General features: G+C 72.3%; 22 protein-coding genes and 1 pseudogene. 10 read left to right on the top strand and 13 right to left on the bottom strand.

Annotated features, from left to right (window positions below; translation table 11 throughout):
• Positions 1–40: 40 nt before the first annotated feature.
• The 4 genes from ACWCRA_RS15315 to ACWCRA_RS15300 all read right to left on the bottom strand — a co-directional run bounded on the left by ACWCRA_RS15315 (position 41) and on the right by ACWCRA_RS15300 (position 3,717).
• Entirely contained in the window at positions 41–1,417 is a 1,377-nt protein-coding gene (locus ACWCRA_RS15315) for a methylaspartate mutase (protein WP_351558140.1), read from the bottom strand.
• Positions 1,414–1,923: a cobalamin B12-binding domain-containing protein gene (locus ACWCRA_RS15310; protein ID WP_451067811.1), complete on the bottom strand. Its 510-nt coding sequence runs from the start codon at positions 1,921–1,923 to the stop codon at positions 1,414–1,416. Before ACWCRA_RS15310 ends, ACWCRA_RS15315 begins: the two co-directional genes overlap by 4 nt.
• 123 nt (positions 1,924–2,046) lie before the next feature.
• Positions 2,047–2,463 (bottom strand): cupin domain-containing protein, encoded by a 417-nt coding sequence (locus ACWCRA_RS15305; protein ID WP_351558142.1) that lies wholly within the window; start codon positions 2,461–2,463, stop codon positions 2,047–2,049.
• A 327-nt stretch (positions 2,464–2,790) separates the two neighbouring features.
• Complete coding sequence (locus ACWCRA_RS15300) at positions 2,791–3,717, bottom strand: LysR family transcriptional regulator (protein WP_351558144.1); 927 nt, start codon at positions 3,715–3,717, stop codon at positions 2,791–2,793.
• A gap of 243 nt (positions 3,718–3,960) precedes the next feature.
• On the opposite strand from ACWCRA_RS15300, the gene ACWCRA_RS15295 reads away from it, so the two are divergent.
• From ACWCRA_RS15295 to ACWCRA_RS15275, 5 genes are all read left to right on the top strand, one after another.
• Positions 3,961–4,590: a CGNR zinc finger domain-containing protein gene (locus ACWCRA_RS15295; protein WP_351558145.1), complete on the top strand. Its 630-nt coding sequence runs from the start codon at positions 3,961–3,963 to the stop codon at positions 4,588–4,590.
• 264 nt (positions 4,591–4,854) lie between these two features.
• A complete protein-coding gene (locus ACWCRA_RS15290; RefSeq protein ID WP_351558147.1) occupies positions 4,855–6,258 on the top strand; it encodes a vanadium-dependent haloperoxidase in 1,404 nt (467 codons plus the stop codon).
• A 429-nt stretch (positions 6,259–6,687) separates the two neighbouring features.
• Positions 6,688–7,182 (top strand): HPP family protein, encoded by a 495-nt coding sequence (locus ACWCRA_RS15285; RefSeq protein ID WP_451067884.1) that lies wholly within the window; start codon positions 6,688–6,690, stop codon positions 7,180–7,182.
• 10 nt (positions 7,183–7,192) lie between these two features.
• The gene (locus tag ACWCRA_RS15280; protein ID WP_451067810.1) at positions 7,193–7,852 is read left to right on the top strand and encodes a pyridoxamine 5'-phosphate oxidase family protein; all 660 of its coding nucleotides are present in this window, start codon (positions 7,193–7,195) and stop codon (positions 7,850–7,852) included.
• 143 nt (positions 7,853–7,995) lie between these two features.
• Positions 7,996–8,973 carry a TIGR03571 family LLM class oxidoreductase gene (locus ACWCRA_RS15275; RefSeq protein WP_451067809.1) on the top strand — a complete coding sequence of 326 codons (978 nt, stop codon included), beginning with the start codon at positions 7,996–7,998 and terminating at the stop codon, positions 8,971–8,973.
• Here the strand turns inward: ACWCRA_RS15275 and ACWCRA_RS15270 are convergent.
• The 7 genes from ACWCRA_RS15270 to ACWCRA_RS15240 all read right to left on the bottom strand — a co-directional run bounded on the left by ACWCRA_RS15270 (position 8,924) and on the right by ACWCRA_RS15240 (position 15,236).
• Complete coding sequence (locus ACWCRA_RS15270; RefSeq protein WP_351558154.1) at positions 8,924–9,259, bottom strand: MerR family transcriptional regulator; 336 nt, start codon at positions 9,257–9,259, stop codon at positions 8,924–8,926. The two genes, ACWCRA_RS15275 and ACWCRA_RS15270, sit on opposite strands and share 50 nt — an antisense overlap.
• Positions 9,260–9,651: 392 nt before the next feature.
• On the bottom strand, positions 9,652–9,960 hold the full coding sequence (locus ACWCRA_RS15265; RefSeq protein ID WP_351558156.1) for an SCO5918 family protein: 309 nt from the start codon (positions 9,958–9,960) through the stop codon (positions 9,652–9,654).
• 84 nt (positions 9,961–10,044) lie between these two features.
• Positions 10,045–11,604 carry a DEAD/DEAH box helicase gene (locus ACWCRA_RS15260; RefSeq protein ID WP_351558158.1) on the bottom strand — a complete coding sequence of 520 codons (1,560 nt, stop codon included), beginning with the start codon at positions 11,602–11,604 and terminating at the stop codon, positions 10,045–10,047.
• Positions 11,605–11,820: 216 nt separating this feature from the next.
• Entirely contained in the window at positions 11,821–12,024 is a 204-nt protein-coding gene (locus ACWCRA_RS15255) for a cold-shock protein (RefSeq protein WP_031141049.1), read from the bottom strand.
• Positions 12,025–12,445: 421 nt separating this feature from the next.
• Entirely contained in the window at positions 12,446–12,943 is a 498-nt protein-coding gene (locus tag ACWCRA_RS15250) for a GerMN domain-containing protein (protein ID WP_451067808.1), read from the bottom strand.
• Positions 12,940–14,370, bottom strand: a complete 1,431-nt coding sequence (locus ACWCRA_RS15245) for a HAMP domain-containing sensor histidine kinase (RefSeq protein WP_351558179.1) — start codon at positions 14,368–14,370, stop codon at positions 12,940–12,942. Before ACWCRA_RS15245 ends, ACWCRA_RS15250 begins: the two co-directional genes overlap by 4 nt.
• Before the next feature lie 173 nt (positions 14,371–14,543).
• On the bottom strand, positions 14,544–15,236 hold the full coding sequence (locus ACWCRA_RS15240; protein ID WP_351558163.1) for a response regulator transcription factor: 693 nt from the start codon (positions 15,234–15,236) through the stop codon (positions 14,544–14,546).
• Between the two features lie 133 nt (positions 15,237–15,369).
• Between ACWCRA_RS15240 and ACWCRA_RS15235 the strand changes: the two genes are divergently transcribed.
• From ACWCRA_RS15235 to ACWCRA_RS15215, 5 genes and pseudogenes are all read left to right on the top strand, one after another.
• The gene (locus tag ACWCRA_RS15235; RefSeq protein WP_451067807.1) at positions 15,370–16,038 is read left to right on the top strand and encodes a hypothetical protein; all 669 of its coding nucleotides are present in this window, start codon (positions 15,370–15,372) and stop codon (positions 16,036–16,038) included.
• On the top strand, positions 16,035–17,132 hold the full coding sequence (locus ACWCRA_RS15230; RefSeq protein WP_451067806.1) for a peptidoglycan-binding domain-containing protein: 1,098 nt from the start codon (positions 16,035–16,037) through the stop codon (positions 17,130–17,132). Before ACWCRA_RS15235 ends, ACWCRA_RS15230 begins: the two co-directional genes overlap by 4 nt.
• Positions 17,129–17,833, top strand: a pseudogene (locus ACWCRA_RS15225) (ABC transporter ATP-binding protein); the annotation flags it as partial. The gene ACWCRA_RS15230 and the pseudogene ACWCRA_RS15225, both read left to right, overlap by 4 nt.
• Positions 17,834–18,183: 350 nt before the next feature.
• Positions 18,184–19,380: an ABC transporter permease gene (locus tag ACWCRA_RS15220; RefSeq protein WP_451067805.1), complete on the top strand. Its 1,197-nt coding sequence runs from the start codon at positions 18,184–18,186 to the stop codon at positions 19,378–19,380.
• Between the two features lie 327 nt (positions 19,381–19,707).
• Positions 19,708–20,919: a S8 family peptidase gene (locus ACWCRA_RS15215; RefSeq protein WP_351558171.1), complete on the top strand. Its 1,212-nt coding sequence runs from the start codon at positions 19,708–19,710 to the stop codon at positions 20,917–20,919.
• A gap of 80 nt (positions 20,920–20,999) precedes the next feature.
• Here ACWCRA_RS15215 and ACWCRA_RS15210 read toward each other — a convergent pair whose 3' ends face one another.
• Positions 21,000–21,329, bottom strand: a complete 330-nt coding sequence (locus tag ACWCRA_RS15210) for a hypothetical protein (RefSeq protein ID WP_351558173.1) — start codon at positions 21,327–21,329, stop codon at positions 21,000–21,002.
• Positions 21,330–21,344: 15 nt separating this feature from the next.
• On the bottom strand, positions 21,345–24,763 hold a 3,419-nt coding region (locus ACWCRA_RS15205), incomplete at its 5' end, for a polymorphic toxin type 30 domain-containing protein (protein WP_451067804.1).

Here is a 24,763-nt window from a genome sequence, read left to right as displayed (position 1 = left end):
GGACATCCCGCGGCGGCCTCGGGGTCGGACGGTCGGTGCGTCAGACGGTCAGGGCGGCGCTCTCGCCGGGCCCTTCCCCGCTGCCGAGGGCGGCGAGGTCGAAGCGTTCCTGGGTGTACGAGAGCATTCCGAGCAGATCGTCCGCGCGCAGCCGCCGGCCCCCGGGCGACGGGAGCGCCGGGATCGGCATGGAGCCCGTGGTGTGCCACTGGAGGCTGCCACGGGCGTCGATATAGCTCCGGGTGCGCTGGGCGTTGTCGGCGTGCAGGCAGTACGGCACATCGAGGATGCCCCGCCGGAACGCCTCCGTCAGCGCGCTCCCGATGTCGGAGCGCAGCTCCAGCACGGCCTCGACCAGGGCGCGAGCCTCGGCCAGCACCCCGAACTCGCCCTCGGTCACGACGGGTCGGGGCCGGTGCGGGGCCGCGGCCCGCGCCGCCTCCTCCAGGGCGTGGACGTTGTCCTCGATGGTGGGAATCCGGTGGGCCTCCGCCGGAGTCTTGACGATCATCCGCTCGGTGCCGGTGACGGCCGCCAGCCGGGCGCTGTCCCGGAGCAGCCCGAGGGCCCCGCCGGTGGTGCGCGGGAAGACCCCCATGTAGGTGTAGAGCACGATGTGCCAGTCCAGGCCCGCGAGATGCTCACCGGCGAGGGTGCGCAGGGCGCCCAGGGCCTCCACGTCCTGGTCGTGGTGGGTCTGCTGGGCATAGCTGAGCGAGACGCTGCGCAGCCCGTGCCGGCGGAAGAAGACACCCTCCAGGACGGAGATCGCCACCAGCAGCGACGGCGGGCAGAGCTGGCCGAGCATGCAGCCGCCGAAGCTCTCCAGATGGCTGCCCTCACGGCCGGCGAGCAGCTCACAGGTGCGCGCCCAGGCGTCGACGGACGCGCCGAGCGGGGTGCGGCTGTAGGGCAGGCAGTACGAGACCGGGCCGCCCTCGGTCGCGTCGAGCCCGGCGTCGAGCAGGGCGCGGATGATGTGCTCGGGGAGGGCCGAGCCGTGCCGCACCTGGACGGCGAAGCCGTCGGAGCGCAGCGGATCGACGAGGCTCCGGGTGGTGCCGGGGCCATGGGCGGCGATCGGATAGCCGTTGAGATCGGTGCCGTCGCGCAGGGCCCGCCGGGCGGACTCGTTGTCGCCGACACGGGTGTAGCTGTCGATGGTGAGGGTGCCGACGGTCCGGGCGCGGGCGCCCTTGACCGCGCGCAGCCCGGCCCCCATCCGGGCGACGTCCGCGAAGCCCATCCGGGGCTGTACGACGAGCTGCCCGGCCCGGCGCGCGGTCGCGACGGCCTCGGCGAACGAGCCCCGTAAGGACGCCTCGACGACCGCCGGGCCCGGGGACCCGGCGGCCTCCGGTCCCGGCGCGCCGGCGGGGGCCGGACCACCGGGGCCCGGTGTCGTCCCGGTGCTCACCGGACCCCCGCGGCGGTGAGCTGCGGCCGGTCGGGCTGCTGGGCGAGATAGCGGCGGAAGGCCGCCACCCCGGCGGCGTCCTCGAAGACGGCATCGAAGCCGGCCGCGGTCAGCTCGGGTCCGTACGAACCCGCCTCGGCGCCCCGCACCCCGAGCTTCCCGCCGATCACGATCCGCAGGTCCCGCAGGTCCGGCTGCTCGCGGATACGCCGGATCACCCGGCCCCCGTCGAGGGCGCCGTGCCCGTTGACACTGCTGATGACCACCAGGTCGGGCCGGACCCGGCGGCACTCGTCGATCAGCAGCTCATCGGGCACGCACGAGCCCACATTGGTGACCTCGTGCCCCAGCTCCTCCAGGAGGAGCTGGAGGAAGACGAGATTCCAGGTGTGGGAGTCGGAGGAGACGCTGGAGACCAGCACGCGGCGTCCGCCGTGGGGCACCGGGTCCGCGACGGCCCGGTCCGGCGCGGAGTACGGGTGGGGCTGGAGTGGAGGAAACGACACGGTGCGGCTCTTTCGGTCGGCGGAGAAGGGGTTCAGGGGCCGGCCGCTCGCGCGCGCGGGCGCACGAGGTGCCGGAGGCCGGTCCGTCCGCGGCGAGGCGCACGGTTCCGGCGGGGCCTCGGTTCAGGAGGAGGCGGTCAGACCGACCGGGCGGATCGGTTTCTGCGGGGTGCGGGCCGACGCGGGGCGGGTGCGGATGGCGAGGCAGGTGCAGCCGGTCCTGCTGGACATCTGGTGCTCGGTGCCGGGGCCCTCCACGACCAGGTCGCCCTTGACGTAGGAGATTCCGTCGCTGTGGTCGAGCACGCCGTCCAGGACCAGCATCAACTCGTAGCCGAGGTGCTCGTGGAAGTCGCCGTGGGCGCCCGGCGGGAAGCGCAGCAGCAGACCCACCGAGTCCTCCCCGGAGGCGTCGTCCGGGCCCCACAGGACATGGTGCTCGACCCCGATCCGGCCGGGCTCGGCCCAGGGCACCCAGTCGAGCTGATCCAGTTCGAAGCCGCTGCGGAACACGTTCGCTATGTAGGAAACGTCAGACATCGGAGTACCTCTCCTGTTTCGGCGACTGTGCATAACGGGCGGGCGGGTGGTCCCGATAGGGTTGGCCCCACCTGCGGCCGACCCTCCCGCCGGAGCGATTTCCGACGGGTCTTGACCAGCCTATGCGCGCTTTTCGGAGACAGATCCGCTTGTCTATTGATGAGTGCCATCGGTGAATCCGATGGGATCATTTGCCGGGTGGGAAACGGAAAACGCCGAGATCACAGCGGAATTACCGCTGTGATCTCGGCGCCGATGCCGAAAGAGCTTCCACCGGTGGGTCCGCGGGGGGCTCCCGCCAGTACACGGACCGTCACCGGGAACGGTTCAGGCGGGCTGGCCGGCCGGCTCCCGTCCGATGCGCATCGCGACATCGCAGACGGCGGCCACCGCGGGCATCGCCCGCTCCCGGCCCGCCCACAGCGCCCACACACCGAGCTGCATCCGGGGCAGCCCCGGGATCACCGCGAGGCCGTAACCCTCCTCGGAGCGCACGGACTCGGCGGGCAGCATCGCGATGCCGTAGCCGCTGCGGGCCAGTTCGCGGGCGCCGCCGACCGAGCCCGCCTCGATGGTCAGCGGATCGGCGCCGTACCGGGTCCGCAGGGCTTCGACCAGCACCTGGTGCGAGGCGCAGTCGGGATCGACCATCAGCACGCGGGGGGTGGAGAGCGCTCCGGTGCGGTCCAGCTCGGCGGCGAGCGCGGCGGCGCCGACCGGGGCGACCTCCAGCGGCGGCAGCTCCTCCACCACCAGGCCGCTCGGCGGTGCGCCGTCGGTCCAGCAGTCCCCGTGCACCAGCGCCACATCGACCTCGCCGGCCCGGACCTTCTCCTCGGCCCTGCTGATCGCCAGCTGCCGGGGCGAGACCTGCACCTGCGGATAGCGGTATCGGCACTCCCGTATCAGCGACCCCACCCGTGACTCCAGCAGCAGCGCCGAGGCCCCCACCGACGCACGCCCCTTCATCTCCCCCGTGGGGCTGAGGTCACTGGCCATTTCGTCCATCACGTGGAATATTCGCACCACATGATCGTGGAATATCTCGCCCGCCGATGTGAGCCGCACACCGTGGGGCATGCGCTGGATGAGCTGGAGCCCCACTCGTGATTCCAGTGACCGAATGTGCGAAGTGATGCTCGATTGTGCGTAACCAAGGCTTCGGGCAGCTTTGGTGAGACTCCCCAGGCGTGCCACTTCCCGGAATGATGTCAGTTGGTATATCGCAAGATCGTAGGTCACGAATTCCCCCATGGAACACAAGTACCAGCCTGCTTTGTGGTGCTGTCTCCGCGGAAATCCGATCACGGCCGGAGGCGGTCCCGTCCGGTCGCTGCCCCTGGATTTCCCTCGTGCTGAGAGACGCCCTGTTCTGAAGCGGTGTGATTATCACTATACTAACGGGTGCTGAGGTGCCGAAGCGTTAGTGTCGCGAATTGTGGCATGTGGCAAGTGCTTCCGGCAACCCCCCGCGTGATCGCTCCCCGAAGGGCCAACATGCCTGTACAGACGCAGACTTCGTCCCCCGTCGACGTGCCTCCTCTCAACGGGGAGCCCCTGCCGATCGAGTTCGTCAACACGGTGTACCCGGTGCGCGGTGAGCTGCTGGATGTCTTCCGCAGCCCCGAACATCTGGCGTGGTGGCTGCGCGCCTGCGGGGACCGGCTCTCCGCGCCGCTGTCCGAGCGGGCGCTCGCGGAGATCGGGACCGCCGACCTCCGGTGCTTCACCCTGCTCCGCGACGCCAGCCGCCGGCTCATCGACGCCTTCGTGGGCCAGGGCGAACACGACCCCTGGGACGTGGAGAACGTCAACCGGGCGGCGGGGATGGACCGGCCCTGGCCGCTGCTGCGCTGGAGCCCGGGCGAGCGTCCGTCCGTCGTGAACATCTGTACCACCCCTCCTCTTGTCGCCGTCCAGGCGGAGATCGCGCATGCCGTGGTGCGGTTGCTGGCCGGTGCCTCCGGTGCCGATCCCCGGCCGTGCCCGGCCCCGGGCTGCGTCTTCCTCTTCGATCGCGCGCGCTCCCGGAGGGAGTGGTGCTCCACCGGATGCGGCAACCGGGCCCGCGCGGCCCGTCATTACGCCCGCCACCACGGCCGCCACCACGGTGAACACTGTTCCTAGCCGATCAGGCCCGGCAGTGTGCGGTTCAGCCTAACGCCTTGAGTGTAAGTACGCCGTTATAAGCGTCGACTGGTGCGTGTGGGGCCCATGGGGCGTCCGGCGCCGATCGGAACCCCTCCGGCCCACATCGGAATTCTCGATGTCTGGCATCTGTGATCACAGCGATGGCACATCGGGAACGCGCCATAAATTTCTGGAGAACGCACCGCGGCCGGTCCGTGCCGTGGGCGTCACCCAACCCTCCAGAGACAGGGGCTCCACCTCATGCTTCGCTCCGCACACCCGGGCAGAAGGACCGCTCTGAAGGCCGCCGTGGTCGGGCTGGCCCTCGCCGGGGTCACCACCTCCATGGCGCCGGCCGCCGCGACCCCGACCGACCCCGCCGAGGCCATATCGCACCATGTGCCGGCCTCCTCGCGCGGCGCCAACGACCACGTCCTGTACTGGAACAAGGCGATCCTGGACGTCTTCCGCCAGGTCGGCGGCACCCCGGGCCCGCTGACCCGCGGCGGCGCGATGATGGACCTGGCGATCTACGACGCGGTGAACTCCATCAGGACCATCGGCAGGCCGTATGTCATCAAGGACACCACGGCGGCCGGCAACATCGGCGCGCTGAACACCGCGATCGACCACGCCGCGTACACCGCGCTGCGGAACGCGTTCCCCAACTACCCGGTGGCGGACCTCGACGCCAAGCTGGCCACGGCGCTGGCCATGCCCAACAACGGCACCACCGCCCAGCGCGAGCAGGGCCGGCTGCTCGGCCTGAAGACGGCGAACGCCATCATCGTCAACCGCACCGGGGACGGCGCGACGAACGCGACCCCGTACACGGTCACCGACCTCCCCGGCCACTGGAAGCCGGCCCCGGGCAAGCCCGCGGGCGCCCCCAACTGGGGCAGCGTCAAGCCGTTCGCGCTGACGTCCGGTTCGCAGTTCCGGCCCGGGAACATCGGCGGCTTCGCCACCCCGGACGCGCTGCTGCGGAGCCCGGAGTACGCCGCCCAGGTCAACGAGATCCGCCGGGTCGGCGGCAAGAACTCGACCGAGCGCACCGCGGACCAGACCCAGCTGGCGCACTTCTGGGCCAATGACGTGGACGGCACCTACAAGCCCGTGGGACAGCAGTACGACCACACCGCGGTGATCTTCCGCAAGTACCGCCCGTACGCCAGCTCCTTCGAGAGCGCGAGGCTCTTCGGGCTCACCTCCGCCGCGCTGGCCGACGGCGCGATCGCCATCTGGGACTCGAAGTACAACACCGACTGGGACGTCTGGCGCCCGGTCGACGCCATCAACAAGGCGAACCTCGTGCCCAACCCGAATCTGACGGCCGACCCGACGTGGGAGCCGCTGGAGAAGGACCTCGCCGGCAACAGCTTCACCCCCAACTTCCCGAGCTATGTCTCGGGTCACTCGGGAGTCGCCTCCTCCTGGGCCGGCATCCTGAAGAACTACTTCGGCCGTGACAACCTCTCCTTCACCGGTGGCACGGACGACCCCTGGGCGCAGGGCGTGACGCGCTCCTTCCCGAGCCTGAGCGCCGCCGCGAAGGAGAAGGCGGACAGCCGCAAGTACATCGGCGTCCACTACGAGTGGGACAACTCCGCCGCGCTCAAGCTGGGTTATGACGTCGCGGACGAGGTGTACGCGAACATCCTCTGACCCCACCCACCCCCGGGCCCGCCCGGGGGTTCAGGTCATGCCACCCGCCCGGCCACTCCAGCCCGTCCGGCGTTTGAGGACGCACCCGCACCCCGGGGTGCCCGGGGGTCACCGCATCCCGCACCCCGGGGGCCCCGGGGGTCCCGGGGGTCACCGCATCCCGCACCCCGGGCCCCCGCACTCCGCACCCCCGCCCCCCTGGCGAACCCCGTGCGAGCTAATGCATCATTCGCTACGCTTCCATTAGCTCAAGCGGTACCGTCCTGCTCACCCCGAGCCCGGGAGGGCTCGGCCTTCGCCGAGGGAAGCCCTGTGTCCACCACACCCACCTCCGGTACCACCGCGGCCCCGGCCCCCGGCCGGACCCCGGAGCCCGCACCGCCCCCGACCCCGCCCCCCACCCCTGCCCCCGGGACCCCGGCCGGCGGGGTGCGGGCCGCCCTGGCCGGGAAGGCTCCCGCGCGGGCTCCGCTCGCGGCCATCGGGGTCGCCACCCTGGGGGGCGTCGTCGCCCTGCTCCTGCTCGTCGTCATCGGCACCGTGCTCGACCAGGAGGTCCTCATCCCGCCGCTGGCGGCCAGTGCCGCCCTGGTCTTCGCCGCCCCCGCGCTCCCGCTCGCCCAGCCGCGCAGCGTCATCGGCGGACAGCTGATCTCCGGCGCGGTCGGACTGATCGCCGTCGCCGTCGCGGGCGACTCCCTCTGGACGGCGGCGGTCGCGGGCGGCCTCGCCATCGGCGCCATGGCGCTGGCCCGCGCCCCGCACTCACCCGCCGCCGCCACCGCGGTGATCGCCGTCCTCGTGGAACCGTCCCCGCTGCTCTTCCTCGGCCTGCTGCTGCTCGCCACCCTGGTCCTGGTCGGTGTCGGCATCGTGGCCGGACGCAGTGGCCGTACCGCCCGCTACCCCACCTACTGGTGGTAGGGGCCCGCCGATGACCAGCCGATACGCCCAACTGCTCTTCACCTCGCCGGTCCAGCGCCACCAGGAGGAGCACGGCAGCCGCCGCGCGTACGCGAATATGGCGCTGGGCCCGGAGGAGTCCGACCGCCTCGGCCCGCGCGAGGCGCTCTTCGCCGGTACGCGGACGAGTTTCTACCTCGCCAGCGTCAGCTCCGCCGGCTGGCCCTATGTCCAGCACCGGGGCGGGCCGATGGGCTTTCTGCGCGCCCTGGACGACCGCACCCTCGCCTTCCCCGACTACCGGGGGAACCGGCAGTACATCACCACCGGCAATCTCGACACCGACGACCGGGTCGCGCTGCTGCTGATGGACTACCCGGCCCGCAGCCGGCTGAAGATACTGGGCCGGGCCCGCGCGGTGGACCCCCGGGAGTGGCCGCCCGGCACCCCGGCCCCGCGCGGCCACCGCACCACCGTCGAGCGGCTGATGGTCATCGATGTGGAGGCGTACGACTGGAACTGCCCCCAGCACATCGAACCGCGCTACACCGCCGAGGAACTGGACGAGGTGCTGGGCCCGCTGCGGTACCGGATAGCCGAACTGGAGCGGGAGAACGCCCGGTTGCGGGGCGAGCACCCGGTGGAGGGCCTGCCGGCCGACGAGTTCCCGGCCGGGGGAGTCCCCAGGTGAGCGCACCGGCCGGGTCCGCCGCACCGCCCGTGCCCACGGGCCCCACGGGGTCCACAGGCTCCACCGATTCCACCGATTCCACCGATTCCACCGGTTCCACCGGCTCCGCGCGGGAGCCCGCCCCGGGGAGCGCCCACCCGGGGATGGCCCGGGCCTTCCCGCCGGGGCGGATGACGCTCGGTCTGATCGCCCCTCTGGAGTCCTTCACCGGCGACATCCCGTCCATGACGGGTCATCTGGCCCTCGCGACCGCCGCGGAGGAGGCCGGCTTCGCCTCCCTGTGGCTGCGCGATGTCCCGCTGCTCGTCCCGGGCGAGGGCGACGGCGGCCAGCTCTACGACCCCTGGGTCTATCTGGGGATGCTCGCCGCCACCACCCGGCTCATCACCCTGGGAACCGCGAGCACGGTCCTCCCGCTGCGGCACCCCGTTCATGTGGCCAAGGCCGCGGCCTCCGTGGACCAGCTCTCGTCCGGCCGGATGCTGCTGGGCCTGGCGGGCGGCGACCGGCCGTCGGAGGTGCCCGCCTTCGGGGTGCCCCGGACCGGCGGACCGGCCCGGCTCCGGGACGGCTGGTCGTATCTCCGCCATCTCACGTCCACGTCGACCGACGGCCACACCTCGTCCCTGGGGCAGCTCGCCCCCGGAGCGGAAGTGATCCCCAAGCCCCGTCACGGGCGGCTGCCGATGCTGATGACCGGGCGCGGCGGACAGACCCTGGAGTGGACGGCCGAGCACGCCGACGGCTGGCTCTACACCGCGCTCGCCCCCGAACAGCAGCGCCTCAACACCGCGCGCTGGCGCCGGCTCACCGGCGAGCCGGGCAGCGGGCGGTTCAAGCCGTACGCGCAGGCGGGGTATCTGGTCCTCCACGAGAACCCCCGCTCGGCGCCCCGCGCCCTGCCGCAGGGCTGGTCGATGGGGCGGGAGCCGCTGCTGGAACTCTTCGCCGCCCACGAGGCGGCCGGGGTCAACCAGCTGATGATGAACCTCCGCCACAACACCCGCCCGGCCGCCGAGGTGATGGCCGAACTGGCGGAGGAGCTGCTTCCGCACTTCCCGCCCGGTGGGCTCAGCGAGGGCTGTCGGACGACTCCGCCGCGGCCCGGTACTCGGCGTTGATCCGCTGGGCCTCCTCCAGCTGGTCCTCCAGGATCACGATGCGGCAGGCGGCCTCCACCGGGGTGCCCTGGTCGACCAGCTCGCGGGCGCGGGCGGCGACACGGAGCTGATAGCGCGAGTACCGGCGGTGCCCGCCCTCCGAACGGAGCGGGGTGATGAGCCGTGCCTCCCCGATGGCCCGGAGGAATCCGGGAGTGGTGCCGAGCATCTCGGCGGCCCGTCCCATCGTGTACGCGGGGTAGTCGTCGTCGTCCAGACGGCCACTGAGCGGAGTATCTGCTGTCATTCTCACCTCGTTGTGCGACGCGTCGAGGGCCCCGGTGCCGTACGGCACCAGGGCCCCGAAGGAAATTCAACACCATCCGCCGGCGATCCCGCCGCACCGGCGTCCCTTCCGCCGGCCCGCCCGGGGGCGGGGCGGTCCCGGTGGTGTCTGATTCCTCCCCTCGTTTCCGCTGGATGCCCATGACGGCGCCCACGCGAGAAACGTAACCCCGGCACTTCCCCATGTCTACTCCGGCGGGATCAGATTTTCCGCGCCGCGGGAGGGAAATAATCTGCGGCTCTTCTCTTCTGCCCCGGTGGAGGGGGCGCACACGACCAGGGCCCGACCGGCGTGCGCCGGTCGGGCCCTGGTGCTGCTCTGTTCTGGTGGTGCCGTGTCCCCGGCCGTATCCGCTACACGGGCACGGGGGCGCCGAGCATCGCCGACGCCATCTGGACCGGGGTCAGCACGGGCGCGGGCTCGGCCTTGGGGAGGGCGCGGCACGTGAAGCCCAGGGCCGCCATGGCCCGGGTGACCTCGTCGGCGGTGAAGTCGCGCCGGTCCTGCCGGGTGATGACCTCACCCACCTGCTTCACGGGGTAGTGCCGGCGGCCGATGATCACCGAGTCACCCGTGATCGGCTCGGGCTTGACGCCCTTCATCGACTCCAGCACGCCACTCTTGGTCAGCTCGAACGGGAACCGGGCGATAACGCAGCGCATGATGCCTCACAGGGAAGAGGGGGAAGGGCTGTCGATGCGGTGGCCGCACCGGTCGGCGGGACCGGCGCGGCCCGGGGGCCTGTGTCAGGCCGCGGAGCCGAGAGCGGAGCCCCGCTGGGAGGGGCGCCGGCCCGTCTGTCCGGTGCCGCCGCCGGTGCGCGGGCGCTGGGCGGTACGGCCGCGCCGGGTGCGGGAGCCGGTCCCGCCGCCCGCGCGCTTGGGGCGCTCGGCCACCGGCGCCTTGATGACGACCGGTACGCCGGAGGGGGTGCGCGCGCCGGTGATGCGGCTCAGCGCCTCCTCGCCGGAGCGGACCTCGGTGGTCTGCGGGCGAATCCCGGCGTCCGCCATCAGCCGCACCATGTCACGGCGCTGCTGCGGGGTGACCAGGGTGACCACGCTGCCGGACTCACCGGCCCGGGCGGTCCGGCCGCCGCGGTGCAGATAGTCCTTGTGGTCGCTCGGCGGGTCGACGTTCACCACCAGGTCGAGGTTGTCGACATGGATGCCGCGCGCGGCGACATTGGTGGCCACCAACACGGTCACCAGGCCGTTCTTGAACTGGGTCAGGGTCCGGGTGCGCTGCGGCTGGGACTTCCCGCCGTGCAGCGCCGCGGCCCGCACCCCGCTGTTCAGCAGATGGACGGTGAGCTTGTCCACGGCGTGCTTGGTGTCCAGGAACATGATCACCCGTCCCTCGCGGGCGGCGATCTCGGTGGTCGTCCGGTGCTTGTCGGTGCCGTGGACGTGCAGCACATGGTGCTCCATCGTCGTGACCGCACCCGCGGACGGGTCGACGGAGTGCACCACCGGGTCGCTGAGGTAGCGGCGCACCAGCAGATCCACGTTGCGGTCCAGCGTGGCCGAGAAGAGCATCCGCTGCCCGTCCGGGTTCACCTGGTCGAGCAGCGCGGTGACCTGCGGCATGAAGCCCATATCGGCCATCTGGTCCGCCTCGTCCAGGACGGTGATGCCGACCTGGTCCAGCCGGCAGTCGCCGCGGTCGATGAGGTCCTTCAGCCGGCCCGGGGTCGCGACGACGATCTCCGCCCCGGCGCGGATCGCGCCGGCCTGCCGGCCGATCGGCATCCCGCCGACCACGGTCGCCAGCCGCAGCTTCAGCGAGCGCGCGTAGGGGGTGAGGGCGTCGGTGACCTGCTGGGCCAGCTCACGGGTGGGGACGAGGACCAGGCCCAGCGGCTGCCGGGGCTCGGCGCGCCGGCCCTCGGTCCTGGCGAGCAGCGCGAGGCCGAAGGCGAGGGTCTTTCCCGATCCGGTGCGCCCGCGGCCGAGCACATCGCGGCCCGCGAGGGAGTTCGGCAGGGTCGCCGCCTGGATGGGGAAGGGGACGCTCACACCCTCGGTGGTCAGCGCCGCCAGCAGCGGCCTCGGCATCGCGAGGTCGGCGAACGCCTCCACGGCGGGCAGCGCGGGCGTGACCGTCACCGGCAGCGCGAACTCGCCCGACTGGGACCGGGTCCGCCGGGCCGGGCCACCGGAACGGCGCGGTCCGCCGGAGCGGTTGCCGCTCCGGCCCGCGCCCGAACCGGACCCCGTGCCTCCCGACCTGGTGCGGGTGAAACGCTCGGTCGGGCGCTCGTTCGAGCGATTATTCGTGCGGTTATTCGTACGTGTGCGGTTCATGCGGAACCTTCCTCGATACGGCACGTATCAAGGGGTTCCCGCAGCTGATGAGCAGCGCAGAGAACCGCGTGAACGAGCCGGGTGTCATGCGAAAGCGAATCCGGGGGGACGGGTGGCCCGAGTGGGCCGGTGCGCCCGGCGGAATCATGGAGAAATGCAACGAGCTGGGGCCCGCACCCCAAGGTGCGGGCCCCAGCTGCGAAGTGCGCGTCAGCGTCAGGCGGGAACGATGTTCTCGGCCGTCGGGCCCTTCTGGCCCTGCGCGATGTCGAAGTTCACCTTCTGGCCCTCCTGCAGCTCGCGGAAGCCCTGGGCGGCGATGTTCGAGTAGTGGGCGAACACGTCAGGGCCGCCACCATCCTGCTCGATGAAGCCAAAACCCTTTTCAGCGTTGAACCACTTAACGGTACCAGCAGCCATGTCAATTTCTCCTTCGGGGCAGTGCCCGGAGCCCACACCGTGTGGACTCCGCGTCGCCGCGATGATTGCCCCGCCCGGAAAAAGACCGGAAATACAGAAGCACTCCCATCGGCCTGTGAGGGCTGGTGGAGGCGCTAGAAGTTCTGGGAATCAAAACTGCAACTGAGATCGACAGTAGCACGCCGGAACCCGCCGGGTGTGGTAATTAATTCTGCTCCGCCTGTTGTGCCAGAAACTCTCATGGCGCCTTGCGGTGAATTCTCATCCCACCGCGACAGATATTGATCGGCCGGGAGGACAGCGTTTCCGGCGCGGCGCGCGGGCTTCCCCGCCACCGCCCGCCCCGCGCCCGGCCTCCCGGCGGCAGGCACTCCGGGCCCGGCCTCCCGGCACCGCGCGCCCCGCGCCCGCCTCACCCGCCTCACCCGCTGAGAAAGGTCTCACAGGTGTACGGGCCCAGCTCCGGTCCCTCGGTGGGGCGGAAGGTGACCTCGACCTCGTCCGCCTCGACCCGCGGGTCGAGCACGGACTGGCCGCGCGCCAGACTGCACACCAGCTGGCCCTTGGCCTGCTCACCGCCCGTCAGGGTGTACGCGCCCACGAGGCCCACGGTGACCCGGTCGCCCTCGCCGCTGACCGTGTAGCCGCCGAGACCGTTCACCAGCGTGGTCAGACCGTCCTGCCGCTCCGCGAGCGACGGGCCCTGGGCGAGCAGCTTCACCACCGCGCCGAGGTTCCCGAGCCTCCTGTCGAGCAGCGGCACACTGCGCAGCCCGCCGTCGGACGCGAAGTACAGCCGCATCCCGCGCGTCAGCCCGGACGCCGGCTCACCCGCGCCCACCACCCCGGTCGGCTGGACGCCGCAGCCCAGGAGGGCCACCCCCAGCACGCCGGCCACGACCCCTCGCCCGGCCCTCACCGCGTACCCTCCTCCGCCCCGCGCAGCGGCAGCCGCAGGGTGAAGAGCGCGCCGCCGCCCGGTGCGCCGGCCACCTCGATCGTGCCGCCGTGCAGCCGCGCGTTCTCCAGCGCGATGGCCGTTCCGAGGCCGCTGCCCTGCCCGCTGTCGTCGACGGCGCCGCGCGTGCGGGCCGCGTCCGCCTTGTAGAACCGGTCGAAGACCCGCTGCCGCGCCGCCGGCGGCAGCCCCGGGCCGCGGTCGGCCACCGACAGGACCACCCACGGGCCGTCCGCCGTGAGCCCCACGGTGACCGGCGGCGCGCCGTGCCGCAGCGCGTTCCCCACCAGATTCGCGACGATCACATCGACCCGGCGCCGGTCCACCACCGCCCGTACGCCCTCGTCCAGCTCCGTCTCCACCCGGTCCGTCCAGCGCCGCAGCTCCAGAGACGCCCGTACCGTGTCGGCGAGATCCGTCTCGGCCGCGTTCAGCCGGGCCGCCTTCGCGTCGAAGCGGGAGATCTCCATCAGATCGTCGACCAGCCTCGCCAGCCGGGCCGTCTCCGCGCCGACGGTGCGGGCCGCGCGCGCCGCGTCCGGCGGGAGCTGGTCGGCGTCCTCCTCCAGCACCGTCGCCACCATCGTCATCGCCGCGAGCGGGGTGCGCAGTTCGTGCGAGACGTCCGCGACGAAGCGGCGCGCCTTCGCCTCCTGCTCGCGCAGCTCCGCGTCGGACGCCTGGAGCGCGTCGGCGGTCTCGTTGAACGTCCGCGCCAGCTCCGCCAGCTCGTCGTGGCCGGTGACCGCGACCCGGCTGCCCAGGTCCCCGGCGGCCAGCTCCCGGGTGGCCCGGCCCAGCTTCCGCACCGGGCGCAGCACCGTCCCCGCGGCCAGCAGCGCCAGGACGGCGGCGAGCACCACCACCGGCACGGTGCCCGCCCGCACCGAGTCCAGCAGAGCGGCCGTGTCGTCCCGCTCGGCCCGCAGATCGGTGATGGCGAAGACCTCCAGACCGGAGGTGCGGCGGTCCCCGTCGGCGTACCGCACGGGCATCCCGACGGTCAGATAGGGCTCGCCGCGCCACATCACCCGCTGGAACCGGGCCCCCTCACCGGCGCGCACGGCGGCGCGCAGCTCGGTGGTGATCCGGCCCTCCGTCTCGGCGAGCGCGTCGGAGACGGCGGAGAGGTCCTGGTAGCGGGCGACGACGATCCGGGCGCCGATGCCCTCCGACACCTTCGCCGCGAAACGGGCCAGCGACCGCTGGTCGGGCGGCAGATCGAAGTCGGCGGCGACCGCGCCGACCCGCTGGCGGATGTCGTCGACTGCGGCGTTCTGGGTGCGCTGGAGCACGGCGGTGCGGGCGTCCCGGTAGGCGAGGGCGGTCGCGGTCACCGCGCTGGCCAGGGCGACGATCACGAAGGCGACGACGAGCCGCAGCCGCAGCCCGCCGACGAGCCGCCGGGGCCGCCGCCACCCGGAGCCGCCGCGCCGCCCCGGCCGCCCGTGCTCCTCGCGCTCCCCGCGCCGCCCCGGCCGCCCGTGCTCCTCGCGCTCCCCGCGCCGCCCCGGCCGCCCGTGCTCCTCGCGCTCCTCGCGCTCCCCGCGTCGCCCGCCGCTCACAGCGGCCCGAAGCGGTAGCCGAAGCCCCGCACCGTCTGGACGTACCGGGGCTTCGCCGGTATGTCCTCCAGCTTCGCCCGCAGCCGGCCGACCGCCGCGTCCACCAGCCGGGAGTCGCTCAGAAAGGTGTGGTCCCAGACCGACTGGAGGAGCTGCTCCCGGCTGAAGACCCGGCCGGGGGAGGCCGACAGCTCCAGCAGCAGCCGCAGCTCGGTGGGGGGCAGCGGCACCGGGGCGCCGTGCTTGGTGACGGTCAGCCCGGCCCGGTCGATCACCAGCCCCGCGAGATCGGCGTCCGAACCCCGCCGCGCGGCCGGCTCCGCCCGGCGCAGCGCCGCCCGGATGCGGGCCTCCAGCACGGGGGCGGTGACCGGCTTCACCACATAGTCGTCGGCGCCCGCCTCCAGGCCCGTGACGATGTCGTGGTCGTCTCCGCGCGCGGTCAGCATGATGACCGGCAGGGTGGTGGTCCTGGCGCGGATGCGCCGGCACACCTCGAAGCCGTCCATGCCGGGCAGCATCAGGTCCAGTACCGCCAGTTCGACCGACGCGCCGCGCGGCCCGTCCAGCAGGGCGAGGGCCTCCTCGCCGGTGGCGGCCGTGTCGATGCCGTACCCGTGCCGGCGCAGCACGAGCTCCATTCCGTCCCGTACGGACGCGTCGTCCTCGATGAGCAGCACATGCGGCATGCGGTCGATTATGGGCACCGCCGCCCGTCTCCGGGCACCCGGGCCGGGGACGGATACGCAGGTCGGGAGCATTGTTACGTTCCCATCATGTGGCCATGGAAGGGCCATCACGTGGCATGGCGAGGGTGGGGCCATGAGCCTGAAGACACCCTCCCGTCCCGCCGCCCGGCTGCGGCTGACCGCGCTCGTCGCGGCTCCCCTCCTCGCCCTCTCGGTGGCCTGCGGCGGCACCGGCGACAGCTCCGGCGGGCCGGAGAGGAGCGAGGCGGTCGCCGATGTGCCCGGGGAGCCGTCCGCGAGCGCCCCGGAGAGCGGGGGCGGAGGCGGGAGCGGTCCGGGCGCGGAGTCCCGGCCGAGGGGCAAGAGCGCCTACTACGACGCCCAGGTGACGTTCGTCCAGTGCATGCGCGCCAGGGGCGGCTACAAGGACTACCCCGATCCCAGGCTCAGCGGCTATCCCGACTGGACGAGGATCCATGAGATCGGCTCCCGGCCCGGCCGCAACTCCGGCATCAAGGCCGGCCGGGACAATGTCTGCCTCCCGGAACTCCAGGCCGCGATGGACGCCGAGCCCGAACGCGACGAGCAGAAGGCGTACGAGTCGATGCTCGCGCACGCCACGTGCATGCGGGACAACGGGCTCTCCCGGTTCACCAACCCCACCATGAGCGGCGGCAGGGTGATCCCCGGCGGCGACCCCAGCCCGGCGTCCCCGGTGCTCGACCCGCACTCCCCGGCGTACAAGAAGGCCGAGAGGGCGTGCGCGTCCAAGCTGATCGACGCCGCCGGCGGTATGCAGTGAGGCTCCGCGCCGCCCCGCTCACCCTCACCCTCGGCGCCGCGACCGTCGCCGCCGCTGTCGCCGGGGGAACGCTCCTGCTGGGCGACGGCGGCGGCCCCGGCCCCTCCGGCGGCGCGGGCGACCGCCCGCCCGCCACCGCGAAGGTCGTACGGACGGATCTCGTCCAGTCCAAGACGGTCGACGGCCGGCTCGACTTCGCCCAGCGCCGCGCCGTCAGGTCCGCCGTCGAGGGCACCGTCACGGTGGCGGCGGAGGAGGGCCGGACGCTGTCCCTGGGCCAGGCGCTGTACGAGCTGAACGACAAGCCCGTCACCCTCCTCTACGGGCCGGTCCCGATGTTCCGGGAGATGAAGGAGGGCGACCGGGGCAGCGACGTCCTCCAACTGGAGCGCAATCTGCGGGATCTGGGGTACGGGGCGGGGCTCGCCGTCGACATCTGGTACGGCGAGGACACCGCGGACGCCGTCAAGCGGTGGCAGAAGTCCCTGAACCGCGAGACCACCGGCAGGGTCGGCCGGGGCGATGTCGTCTTCCAGCCCGGCCGGGTGAAGGTGGCCTCCGCCGACGCCGCACTCGCCGACCAGGTCGCCCCCGGCGGGCAGGTGCTGACGATCGCCTCCACCCAGCCCGTCGTACGGGCGGAACTGGAGCAGACGGACGGTCCGCTCACCTCGAAGGGGACCAGGGTCGAGGTCGCCCTGCCGAGCGGGCGGACCGCGACCGGCAAGGTCATCGGGACGGTGCGCCCCGAGGCGGACGGCGGCGGGGAGGGCGAGGGCGCCGGCGCGGGCGCCCAGGACGGCATCACCGTCGAGATCGTCCTGAACGGCGGTGCGCGCGCGGCCTCCGGCGAGGACGCCAGGGGGACCGCGAGCGTGAGCTTCGTCAGCGAGGCGCGCGAGGGCGTGCTCGCGGTTCCGGTCGAGGCGGTCGTCGCCCTGCGCGGCGAGGACGGCGGCTACGGCCTGGAGGTCGTCCGGGGCGCCGGCTCGACGATGGTGCGGGTGGAGACCGGGATGACCGCCGACGGGAAGATCGAGGTCAGCGGCCCGGATGTGCGCGAGGGTCTGCGGGTGGGAGTGGCGAGGTCATGACGGACACCCCGGTGATCGAACTGCGGGACCTCGGCAAGTCCTACCCCGGCGGTGTCCACGCCCTGCGCGCGGTGAACCTCACCGTCGGCGCGGGCGAACTGGTGGCCGTCGTCGGCCCGTCCGGCTCCGGCAAATCCACGATGCTCCAGGTCATGGGCACTCTTGACAAGCCCACCACCGGCACCGTCCGGATCGCCGGCCACGATGTGTCCCGGCTCTCCGACTCCCGGCTCTCCGCCCTGCGCGCCCGCCATATCGGCTTCGTCTTCCAGCACTTCCACCTGGCGGCGGGGCGCGACGCGGTGGACAACGTCGCCGACGGACTGCTGTACGCGGGTGTACCGCGCGGGCAGCGGCGCGCCCGGGCCCGCGAGGCGCTCGCCCGGGTGGGGCTGGACCACCGCCGTTCGCACACCCCGGGCGAACTCTCGGGCGGCGAGAAGCAGCGCGTGGCCATCGCTCGCGCCGTCGTCGGCAACCCCCTGCTGCTGCTGGCGGACGAGCCGACCGGGGCGCTGGACACCGCGTCAGGCGAGATCGTCATGGAGTTGCTGCGCGAGCTGAACGCCGAGTCCACCACGATCTGTGTGATCACCCACGACACCGGGATCGCGGCCTCGCTGCCGAGGAGGGTGCGCTTCAGGGACGGCGAGATCGTCTCGGACACGGGGCCTGCCGGGCCCGCCGCGGTCCCGGCCGACGGGGCCCGTGCCGGTAGCGGTGTGCGCGGGGGAGGGGCGCGTGTGGTGCGTGCCGAGGAGGTGTGTGCTGATCGTGCGGGTGGGTCCGGTGCTGTCCCGGCCGACGGGGCCCGTGCCGGTAGCGGTGTGCGCGGGGGAGAGGCATGGGCGGTGCGTGCCGAGGAGGTGCGCGCTGATCGTGCGGAGGGGTCCGGTGCGGTCCGTGCGGCGGAGGTTGCCGTCGTCGTCGGGGATGAGCCCGGCGCCGGTGGTGCGCGTGCGGACGGGCCCGGCGCGGTCACGGCCGACGGGTCACCCGCGACCCGCTCGGCCGGCTCCGCCCGTGCCGCCCGAGCGGAAGGCACCACCCCATGAGAGACACCCTCAAACCCTCCCGCCTCTCCCTCGGCGACATCCTCCGGGTCGGCGCGGTCGGGCTGCGCGCGCGGCGCGCACGCGTGGTGCTCTCCGCGCTCGGGATCGCCATCGGCATCGCGACCATGGTCGCGGTGGTCGGCCTCTCCGAGTCGAGCCGCGCGGATCTGATGGCCCGGCTCGACCGCCTCGGCACCAACCTCCTCACCGCCGAGGCGGGCGAGGACCCGGCCGGGAAGGCGATCAGGCTCCCCCGGAACGCGGTCGCGATGGTCGAGCGCATCGGCCCGGTGCAGCACGCCACGGCCACCGCCGATGTCGACGCCCGCGTCCGCCGCAGCGACCTGGTCCCGCAGGAGCGCACCGCCGGTGTCACGACCCAGGCGGCCCGTCTCGACCTGCTCTCCGCCCTCGGTGGCGAGGTCGCCCGGGGCACCTGGCTGACCCCGGGCGGCGAACGCCTCCCCACGACGGTTCTCGGCGCGGTGGCGGCGGAGCGCCTCGGTGTCGTCCGCACCGGCGAGACGATCATGATGAACGACACCCGGGTGGTGGTGGTCGGCATCCTGAAACCCCTTGAACTGGTCCCCGTCCTGGACCGGGTGGCGATGGTGGGCTTCCCCGCGGCCGAGCGGTACTTCGGCTTCGACGGCCACCCCACCACCGTTTTCGAGCGCTCCACGGACGCCTCGGTGGAGGAGGTGCGCGCGGTCCTGGCCCGCACCATCGACCCCGGCGGCGGCGGTGCGGGCATCAAGGTCTCCCGCCCGTCGGACGCGCTGGCCGCCAAGGCCGCCACCGACGAGGGGCTGACGGCCCTGATGCTCGGCCTGGGCGCCGTGGCCCTTCTGGTCGGCGGGGTGGGTGTTGCCAACACCATGGTCATCTCCGTTCTGGAGCGCCGCCGGGAGATCGGTCTGCGCCGCTCCCTGGGCGCGACCCGCAACGCGGTCCGGCTCCAGTTCCTGACCGAGTCCCTGCTGCTCTCGGGTCTGGGCGGTGTGACGGGAGCCCTGCTGGGCGCGGCGGCGACCCACGCCTTCGCGCGGGTCCAGGGCTGGACGGCGGTGGTCCCGCCGTGGTCGCTGGCGGGCGGTCTCGCCGCGACCCTGCTGATCGGTGTGATCGCGGGTCTCTACCCGGCGGTCCGCGCCTCCCGCCTCCATCCGACGGTGGCGCTGAACGCGACCTGACCGGCGCCCGCCGGCACCCCCCACCGCGCACCCCCGCCCGCCGGTACCGCTCCCCCCCGCTCGCACCGCGCACCCCCCCCGCCCGCCGGTACGGCTCCCCCCGCCCGCCCTGGATCGTGCACAACAGACGACGGCCGTATTGCGCCGTGTGTACGGCGAGTTGACGCCCGTCACGCAACATGTCGCGCTCATGACAGCTTCTCGTCCCTCCTTGCTCCGCCCCGGAACACCGCGCCATCGTCGGGTGCGGCGGACGAACCCCGTACCGCCGCACCCACTGGACGCGCCCCACCCGGAGGCGCGCCACCGTCCGAGGAGGACCTCCCCATGGCAGCAGTGCGCACCACCAGGCGGCGCGTCGCCGCGGCGATCGCCACCGCGGCGACTGTGGCGTTGACGGTCGGAGCGGGCACCGCCTTACCCGCTCAGGCGGCCCAGCCGGAAGGCAGAGTCCTGCACGCCGGGGCGGCCGGCGCGGTGCCCGGAAGCTATATCGTCACGCTGAAGCGGACGGCCGGTTTCCAGGCCTCCGAGGCCCGCGGCAAGCAGCTGATAGCCGGCTACGGCGGCCAGATCAAGCGCACCTACACCTCGGCCCTGAACGGCTACGCCGCCGCGCTCAGCGCCACCGAGGCCAGGCGCCTCGCCGCCGATCCGGCGGTCGCCTCGGTCGAGCAGGACCAGCGGGTCCACTCGACCGCCACCCAGACCAACGCGCCCTGGGGTCTCGACCGGATCGACCAGGCCAACCTCCCGCTGAACGGCACCTACACCTACCCGGACTCGGCCGGCGGCGGCGCGACCGTCTTCGTCCTCGACACCGGGGTGCGCATCAGCCACCAGCAGATCGCCGGACGGGCCTTCAACGGCTACGACTTCATCGACAACGACAACATCGCCCAGGACGGCTACGGCCACGGCACCCATGTCGCCACCACCGCCGCCGGGACCACCTACGGGGTGGCGAAGAAGGCGAAGATCGTCGCGGTCCGGGTCCTCGGCAACAATGGCTCCGGCACCACCGCCGGGGTCATCGCCGGTGTCGACTGGATCACCGCCAACCGTGTCGCCAACTCCATCGCGAACGTGTCGCTCGGCGGCGGCCCCAGCACCGCGCTGGACAACGCGGTGAGCCGGTCGATCGCGGCGGGCGTGACGTACTCCATCGCCGCCGGCAACTCGGCGGCCCCCGCCTCCAACTACTCCCCCGCCCGGGTGGCCACCGCGATCACCGTCGGCGCGACGACCAGGACCGACGCCAAGGCGAGCTACTCCAACTACGGCCCGGTCGTGGACATCTTCGCCCCGGGCTCCGACATCACGGCGGGCTGGAACAACTCCGACACCGCCACCTACACGGGCAACGGCACCTCCTTCGCCGCGCCGCACGTCTCCGGCGCCGCCGCGATCTATCTGACCAGCCACCCCGGCGCTTCCCCGGCGGCCGTCTCCACCGCCCTCGTGAACGGCGCGACCCCCAACGTCCTCACCTCCATCGGCACCGGCTCCCCGAACCGCCTGCTGCGGCTCGTGCCGTAACGGATGAGAGGCCGGTTGCCCGGGCACGGGCAACCGGCCTCTTCCTGACCGCACCGGAGTTCAGCTGTCCGCGGGGAAACTCAAGGGGTTTCCAGGAGGTCGTTCACATATTCCACGAGATTCGGGTGAAGGCGATCCAGATTGATCTCCCGGAGCCGTGAGATGTATTCCGCGTGCACGGAACCGGTCGATCCCAATTCGGTGAGTGCGTTCAACTGTGCCTCGGCCGTGGCGGAATTGTCCTCGACTGCCGCACTCATGGAGAGGATTCCGCAGAGCGTGTTGATGTCGCTCGGTGAGTAGCTTCCCAGCCAGTCGGAAACGCGGTCCGCTCCGAGTTCTCGCTGCTTGGGGTCCGTATCCGTCACTTGGCGGACAAGCTCACGCAGTTGTCCTGCGGTGAGGGGCATGGCTGCTCCGTCGAACTAGTAGGGTAGCTGGTACTCGCTGGGCCAGGGGATATGGGTGCTGTTCGCGGCATCGGGGTTGTAGTGCGGGCTTCTTTCGTTGTGGACCTGCCGGTGGTGCAGCACTCCGGACTCGTCCTGGTATCTTCCGCCGATGGAGATCCTGTAGATGTCCCCATTGTATGCGTGAGATCCCTCGGGTGCGGTTTTGTCCGCGTCATGGATGCGCATGCGGACTGCGTTACCGGTGATCGGGTCGGTCCATTTGTATTCGACGCCCTTTTGCGCTCCTCCGTTCGGGTCAGGAGTCAGTTGGCGGACCGACGCGTCCGGCGGAACGATGTTCAGCGGGTTCTTCCCTCGGGTGTCCCAGCCTCCGCCCTCGATGCGCTCGGGGCACAGGCCGGGTGCGAGGCCCAGGGGGTCGACCCGGCTGTGCGGGTTGTGGACATAGGCGATCGGGTTGGGTGCCGGGGCCAGTCCCAGCGGGTCCGGGGTGAGGTAGCGGGCGGTTTCCGGGTCGTAGTGGCGGAAGTAGTTGTAGTGGAGGCCGGTTTCCGGGTCGTGGTACTGGCCGGGGAAGCGGAGGGGTGTGTAGGTGGTGGCGTCGGCGTTCCAGGTGGTGGTGCCCCAGAGGGTGGTGCGGGTGCGCCAGGCGATGTCGCCCGTTTCGTCGATGAGTTCGGTGGGGGTGCCGACGAGATCGGTGGCGATGGCGAAGAAGCGTTCATCGATCACCGCTTGGGGGGTGTCGGTGCCGAGGATGCGTTCGGTCTGGGCGAGCGGGCGCGGACCGTGGTGGTCCCAGGTCAGGCTGACGGGGCGGGGGAGCCCCGGGCCGGTGCTGGTCTGCTCGCAGAGGGTGGTGCCGTCCCAGGTGAAGCGGGTCTCCTCGACGACGGTCCGGCCATCGGTGGCGAGGCGTTGCTTGGCGGTGCGGCGGCCGACTGGGTCGTGGAGATAGCGCCAGCGGGTGCCGTCCGGGGTGACGACGCCGGTGAGGCGGTCCTCGGCGTCCCACTCATAGCGCCAGGTGTCGGGTTTGCGTGACAGCCGGGTCTTCTGGCGCAGGGTGATGCGGCCGAGGGCGTCGTGCTCGTAGCGGATGCTTCCCGCCCTCGTCAGGGCGGTGCCGTGGTAGACCCGGGGTCCGGTGGCATCGTGGCCGGGGTGGGTCGTGGGCCAGGAGGCCGAGGTCTGGTTGCCGAGGTCGTCGTAGGCGTAGGACTCGGTCCAGTCAGCTGCCGAAACGGCGATGACATGGCCGGCCGTGTCGAGTTCGAAGCGGGACGGGCCGCGGAGCGCGTCGTCGACCGCGGTGAGGTGGCCGTCCGCCCGGTAGCCGTAGGTGCGCCGGTTGAGGACGCGGTCGCCCGTGGAGAGGTGCTGGGCGACGAGGCGGCCTGCCGGGTCCCACGCCGAGGCGACGGTGAGTGCGCCGCCGTAGACGCGTTCGCGCTCCCGCCCGGCCGCGTCGTGCGCGAAGGTGATGCGGTGGCCGCCCGGGGTGAGATGGCTGCGTCGTCCGCCGGCGTCGTATCCGTAGGTGGTGCGATGCCCGGTGGGAGTGATCCGGTGGACGCGACGGCCCGCTCTGTCGTATCCGTACGTGGTGACCTGGCCATTGACCATCTCGGTCTTGAGCAGCCCGCGCCGGTCGTACTGATGGACGAGCTCGCTGTCCGGCCCGATCGCGTGGACGAGACGCCCGGCCGCGTCGTAGGCGTAGGTCGTCGCGGCGCCACCCGCCTCCTTCCGGGTCACGCGGCCGAAGAGGTCGCGTACGAAGGTGATCACCCCGCCGGTCGCGTCGGTACGGCTCGTGACCCGCCCGGCGGCATCGAGGCCGTAGGTGAGGGTCCGGCCGTCGAAGTCCGTCTCGGAGATGAGCCGCCCGGCCGGGTCGTAGGCATAGGTCCAGCTCCGGCCGGCCGGATTGGTGACCCCGGTGAGCCGCGCCTCGGCGTCGTGCCGGAAGGTGTACCGCACCCCGTCCGGGCCGGTGCGGGCCGCCAGCAGATCGAAGTGGGTGTACTCGAAGCGGGTGGTCAGCCCGCTGGCATCGGTGTGGCTGACGCAGTTCCCCTCGCCGTCGTGCGTCCAGCTCTCCACGGAGCCGTCCGGTCCGGTGCGGCGGGCCGGTTCACCGTCGGCGTTCCAGTCGAGCTGTGTGGTCGCTCCCAGAGGGTCCGTGACGCGTACGGTGCGGCCGAAGGCGTCCCGCTCGTACCGGGTGGTGCCGCCGAGCGGATCGGACACTTCGAGGAGGAGCCCGGCACGGTCGCAGCGGACCGTGGTCACCGCGCCGAGCGCGTCGGTGATCGAGGAGAGATGGCCGTTCCCGTTGTAGGTGTAGCGCGACGTGTGGCCGGCCTGGTCCGTGACCGCGGTCCGGTTGCCGCGTTCGTCGTGCTCCTGGCGCAGACGGGTGCCGTCGTAGTCGATGACCTCAGCGACCTCGGTGACCTCGGTGAGCCGGCTCGGATCACCGCGGACCGCTCGCAGTTCGGCGCCGTCCGCCCGGGTGACGACGGCGAGTCTGCCTTCCTCGTCGTAGGCGTATGCCGTGGTCCGTCCGAGTGGGTCGGTGCGTGTCAGCGGATTGCCCCGGGTGTCGTGGGTGAAACGGGTGGTGTGGCCGAGTGGGTCCGTGGTGGCCAGCACCCGGCAGCCGTCGCCGATGAGATGGCGGGTGGTGTGGCCTTCGGCTGTGGTCAGGGTGGTGGTGCGGTGGCCGGTGTCGGGGTCGGGGTCGGTGTAGGTCAGGGTGAGCCGGAAGTGGCCGGCCTCGCCGCCTTCGGCGATCACGCGGTGAAGGTGGTCGTAGGTGTAGTCGTAGCGGCTGCTGTTGGAGTCGGTCCAGGCCGTGATGCGGTGGTGGGCGTCGTACGCGAGGGTGAGGGTGGCGCCGGAGGGTTTGGTGACCGAGGTCAGATCCCAGTCCGTGTAGCCGTACGACCGGACCGGGTGGCTCTCTCCCTGGTCCAGCAGCGCCAGTGCGGTGACGTGGCCTCCGGCGGTGGTGAGGGTCAGGTGGTAGCCGGCGGAGTGGACCAGGGCCAGGGGTGTGCCGTCGTCGGTGCGGTCGAAGGTGATGGTGTTGAGGTTGCGGTCGCTGATCTGCGCCAGCCACGCCGTGCCGTCCCCGCCGGGTTCCCCGGGCGGCGCGGTGTAGAGGCGGGTGCGGCCGGTGTCCGGGTCGGTGATCGTGTAGTCGCCGTTGTCGAGGCGGGCGAGCGCGTGGCGGGCGGTTCCCGTCCCGGGGAGGACGGGGCGGCCGGGGACGGGGTGGGGGTAGGTGATCAGTTGGCCGTGGTCGGTGATGTGGAGGACGCCGATTGTGTCGATTTCCAGGCGTTCGTCGATGGTGGAGGCCCAGGAGGGGCCGAAGAACCGGCCGGCGGTGTAGCCGGATTCGGCGCGGCGGGTGAAGGTGA

Source organism: Streptomyces sp. NPDC001889 (genome assembly GCF_053594535.1).
This window is presented reverse-complemented; position numbering and strand designations above follow the sequence as displayed.

Bases quoted from the DNA above. Each gene is read 5' to 3' on its own strand.
- ACWCRA_RS15260 (WP_351558158.1), bottom strand. From the start codon at position 11,604: ATGAACCGCACACGTACGAATAACCGCACGAATAATCGCTCGAACGAG.
- ACWCRA_RS15270 (WP_351558154.1), bottom strand. From the start codon at position 9,259: ATGACAGCAGATACTCCGCTCAGTGGCCGTCTGGACGACGACGACTAC.
- ACWCRA_RS15220 (WP_451067805.1), top strand. From the start codon at position 18,184: ATGAGAGACACCCTCAAACCCTCCCGCCTCTCCCTCGGCGACATCCTC.
- ACWCRA_RS15290 (WP_351558147.1), top strand. From the start codon at position 4,855: ATGCTTCGCTCCGCACACCCGGGCAGAAGGACCGCTCTGAAGGCCGCC.
- ACWCRA_RS15305 (WP_351558142.1), bottom strand. From the start codon at position 2,463: ATGTCTGACGTTTCCTACATAGCGAACGTGTTCCGCAGCGGCTTCGAA.
- ACWCRA_RS15215 (WP_351558171.1), top strand. From the start codon at position 19,708: ATGGCAGCAGTGCGCACCACCAGGCGGCGCGTCGCCGCGGCGATCGCC.
- ACWCRA_RS15295 (WP_351558145.1), top strand. From the start codon at position 3,961: ATGCCTGTACAGACGCAGACTTCGTCCCCCGTCGACGTGCCTCCTCTC.
- ACWCRA_RS15265 (WP_351558156.1), bottom strand. From the start codon at position 9,960: ATGCGCTGCGTTATCGCCCGGTTCCCGTTCGAGCTGACCAAGAGTGGC.
- ACWCRA_RS15235 (WP_451067807.1), top strand. From the start codon at position 15,370: ATGAGCCTGAAGACACCCTCCCGTCCCGCCGCCCGGCTGCGGCTGACC.
- ACWCRA_RS15275 (WP_451067809.1), top strand. From the start codon at position 7,996: ATGGCCCGGGCCTTCCCGCCGGGGCGGATGACGCTCGGTCTGATCGCC.
- ACWCRA_RS15210 (WP_351558173.1), bottom strand. From the start codon at position 21,329: ATGCCCCTCACCGCAGGACAACTGCGTGAGCTTGTCCGCCAAGTGACG.
- ACWCRA_RS15280 (WP_451067810.1), top strand. From the start codon at position 7,193: ATGACCAGCCGATACGCCCAACTGCTCTTCACCTCGCCGGTCCAGCGC.
- ACWCRA_RS15240 (WP_351558163.1), bottom strand. From the start codon at position 15,236: ATGCCGCATGTGCTGCTCATCGAGGACGACGCGTCCGTACGGGACGGA.
- ACWCRA_RS15255 (WP_031141049.1), bottom strand. From the start codon at position 12,024: ATGGCTGCTGGTACCGTTAAGTGGTTCAACGCTGAAAAGGGTTTTGGC.
- ACWCRA_RS15300 (WP_351558144.1), bottom strand. From the start codon at position 3,717: ATGGGGGAATTCGTGACCTACGATCTTGCGATATACCAACTGACATCA.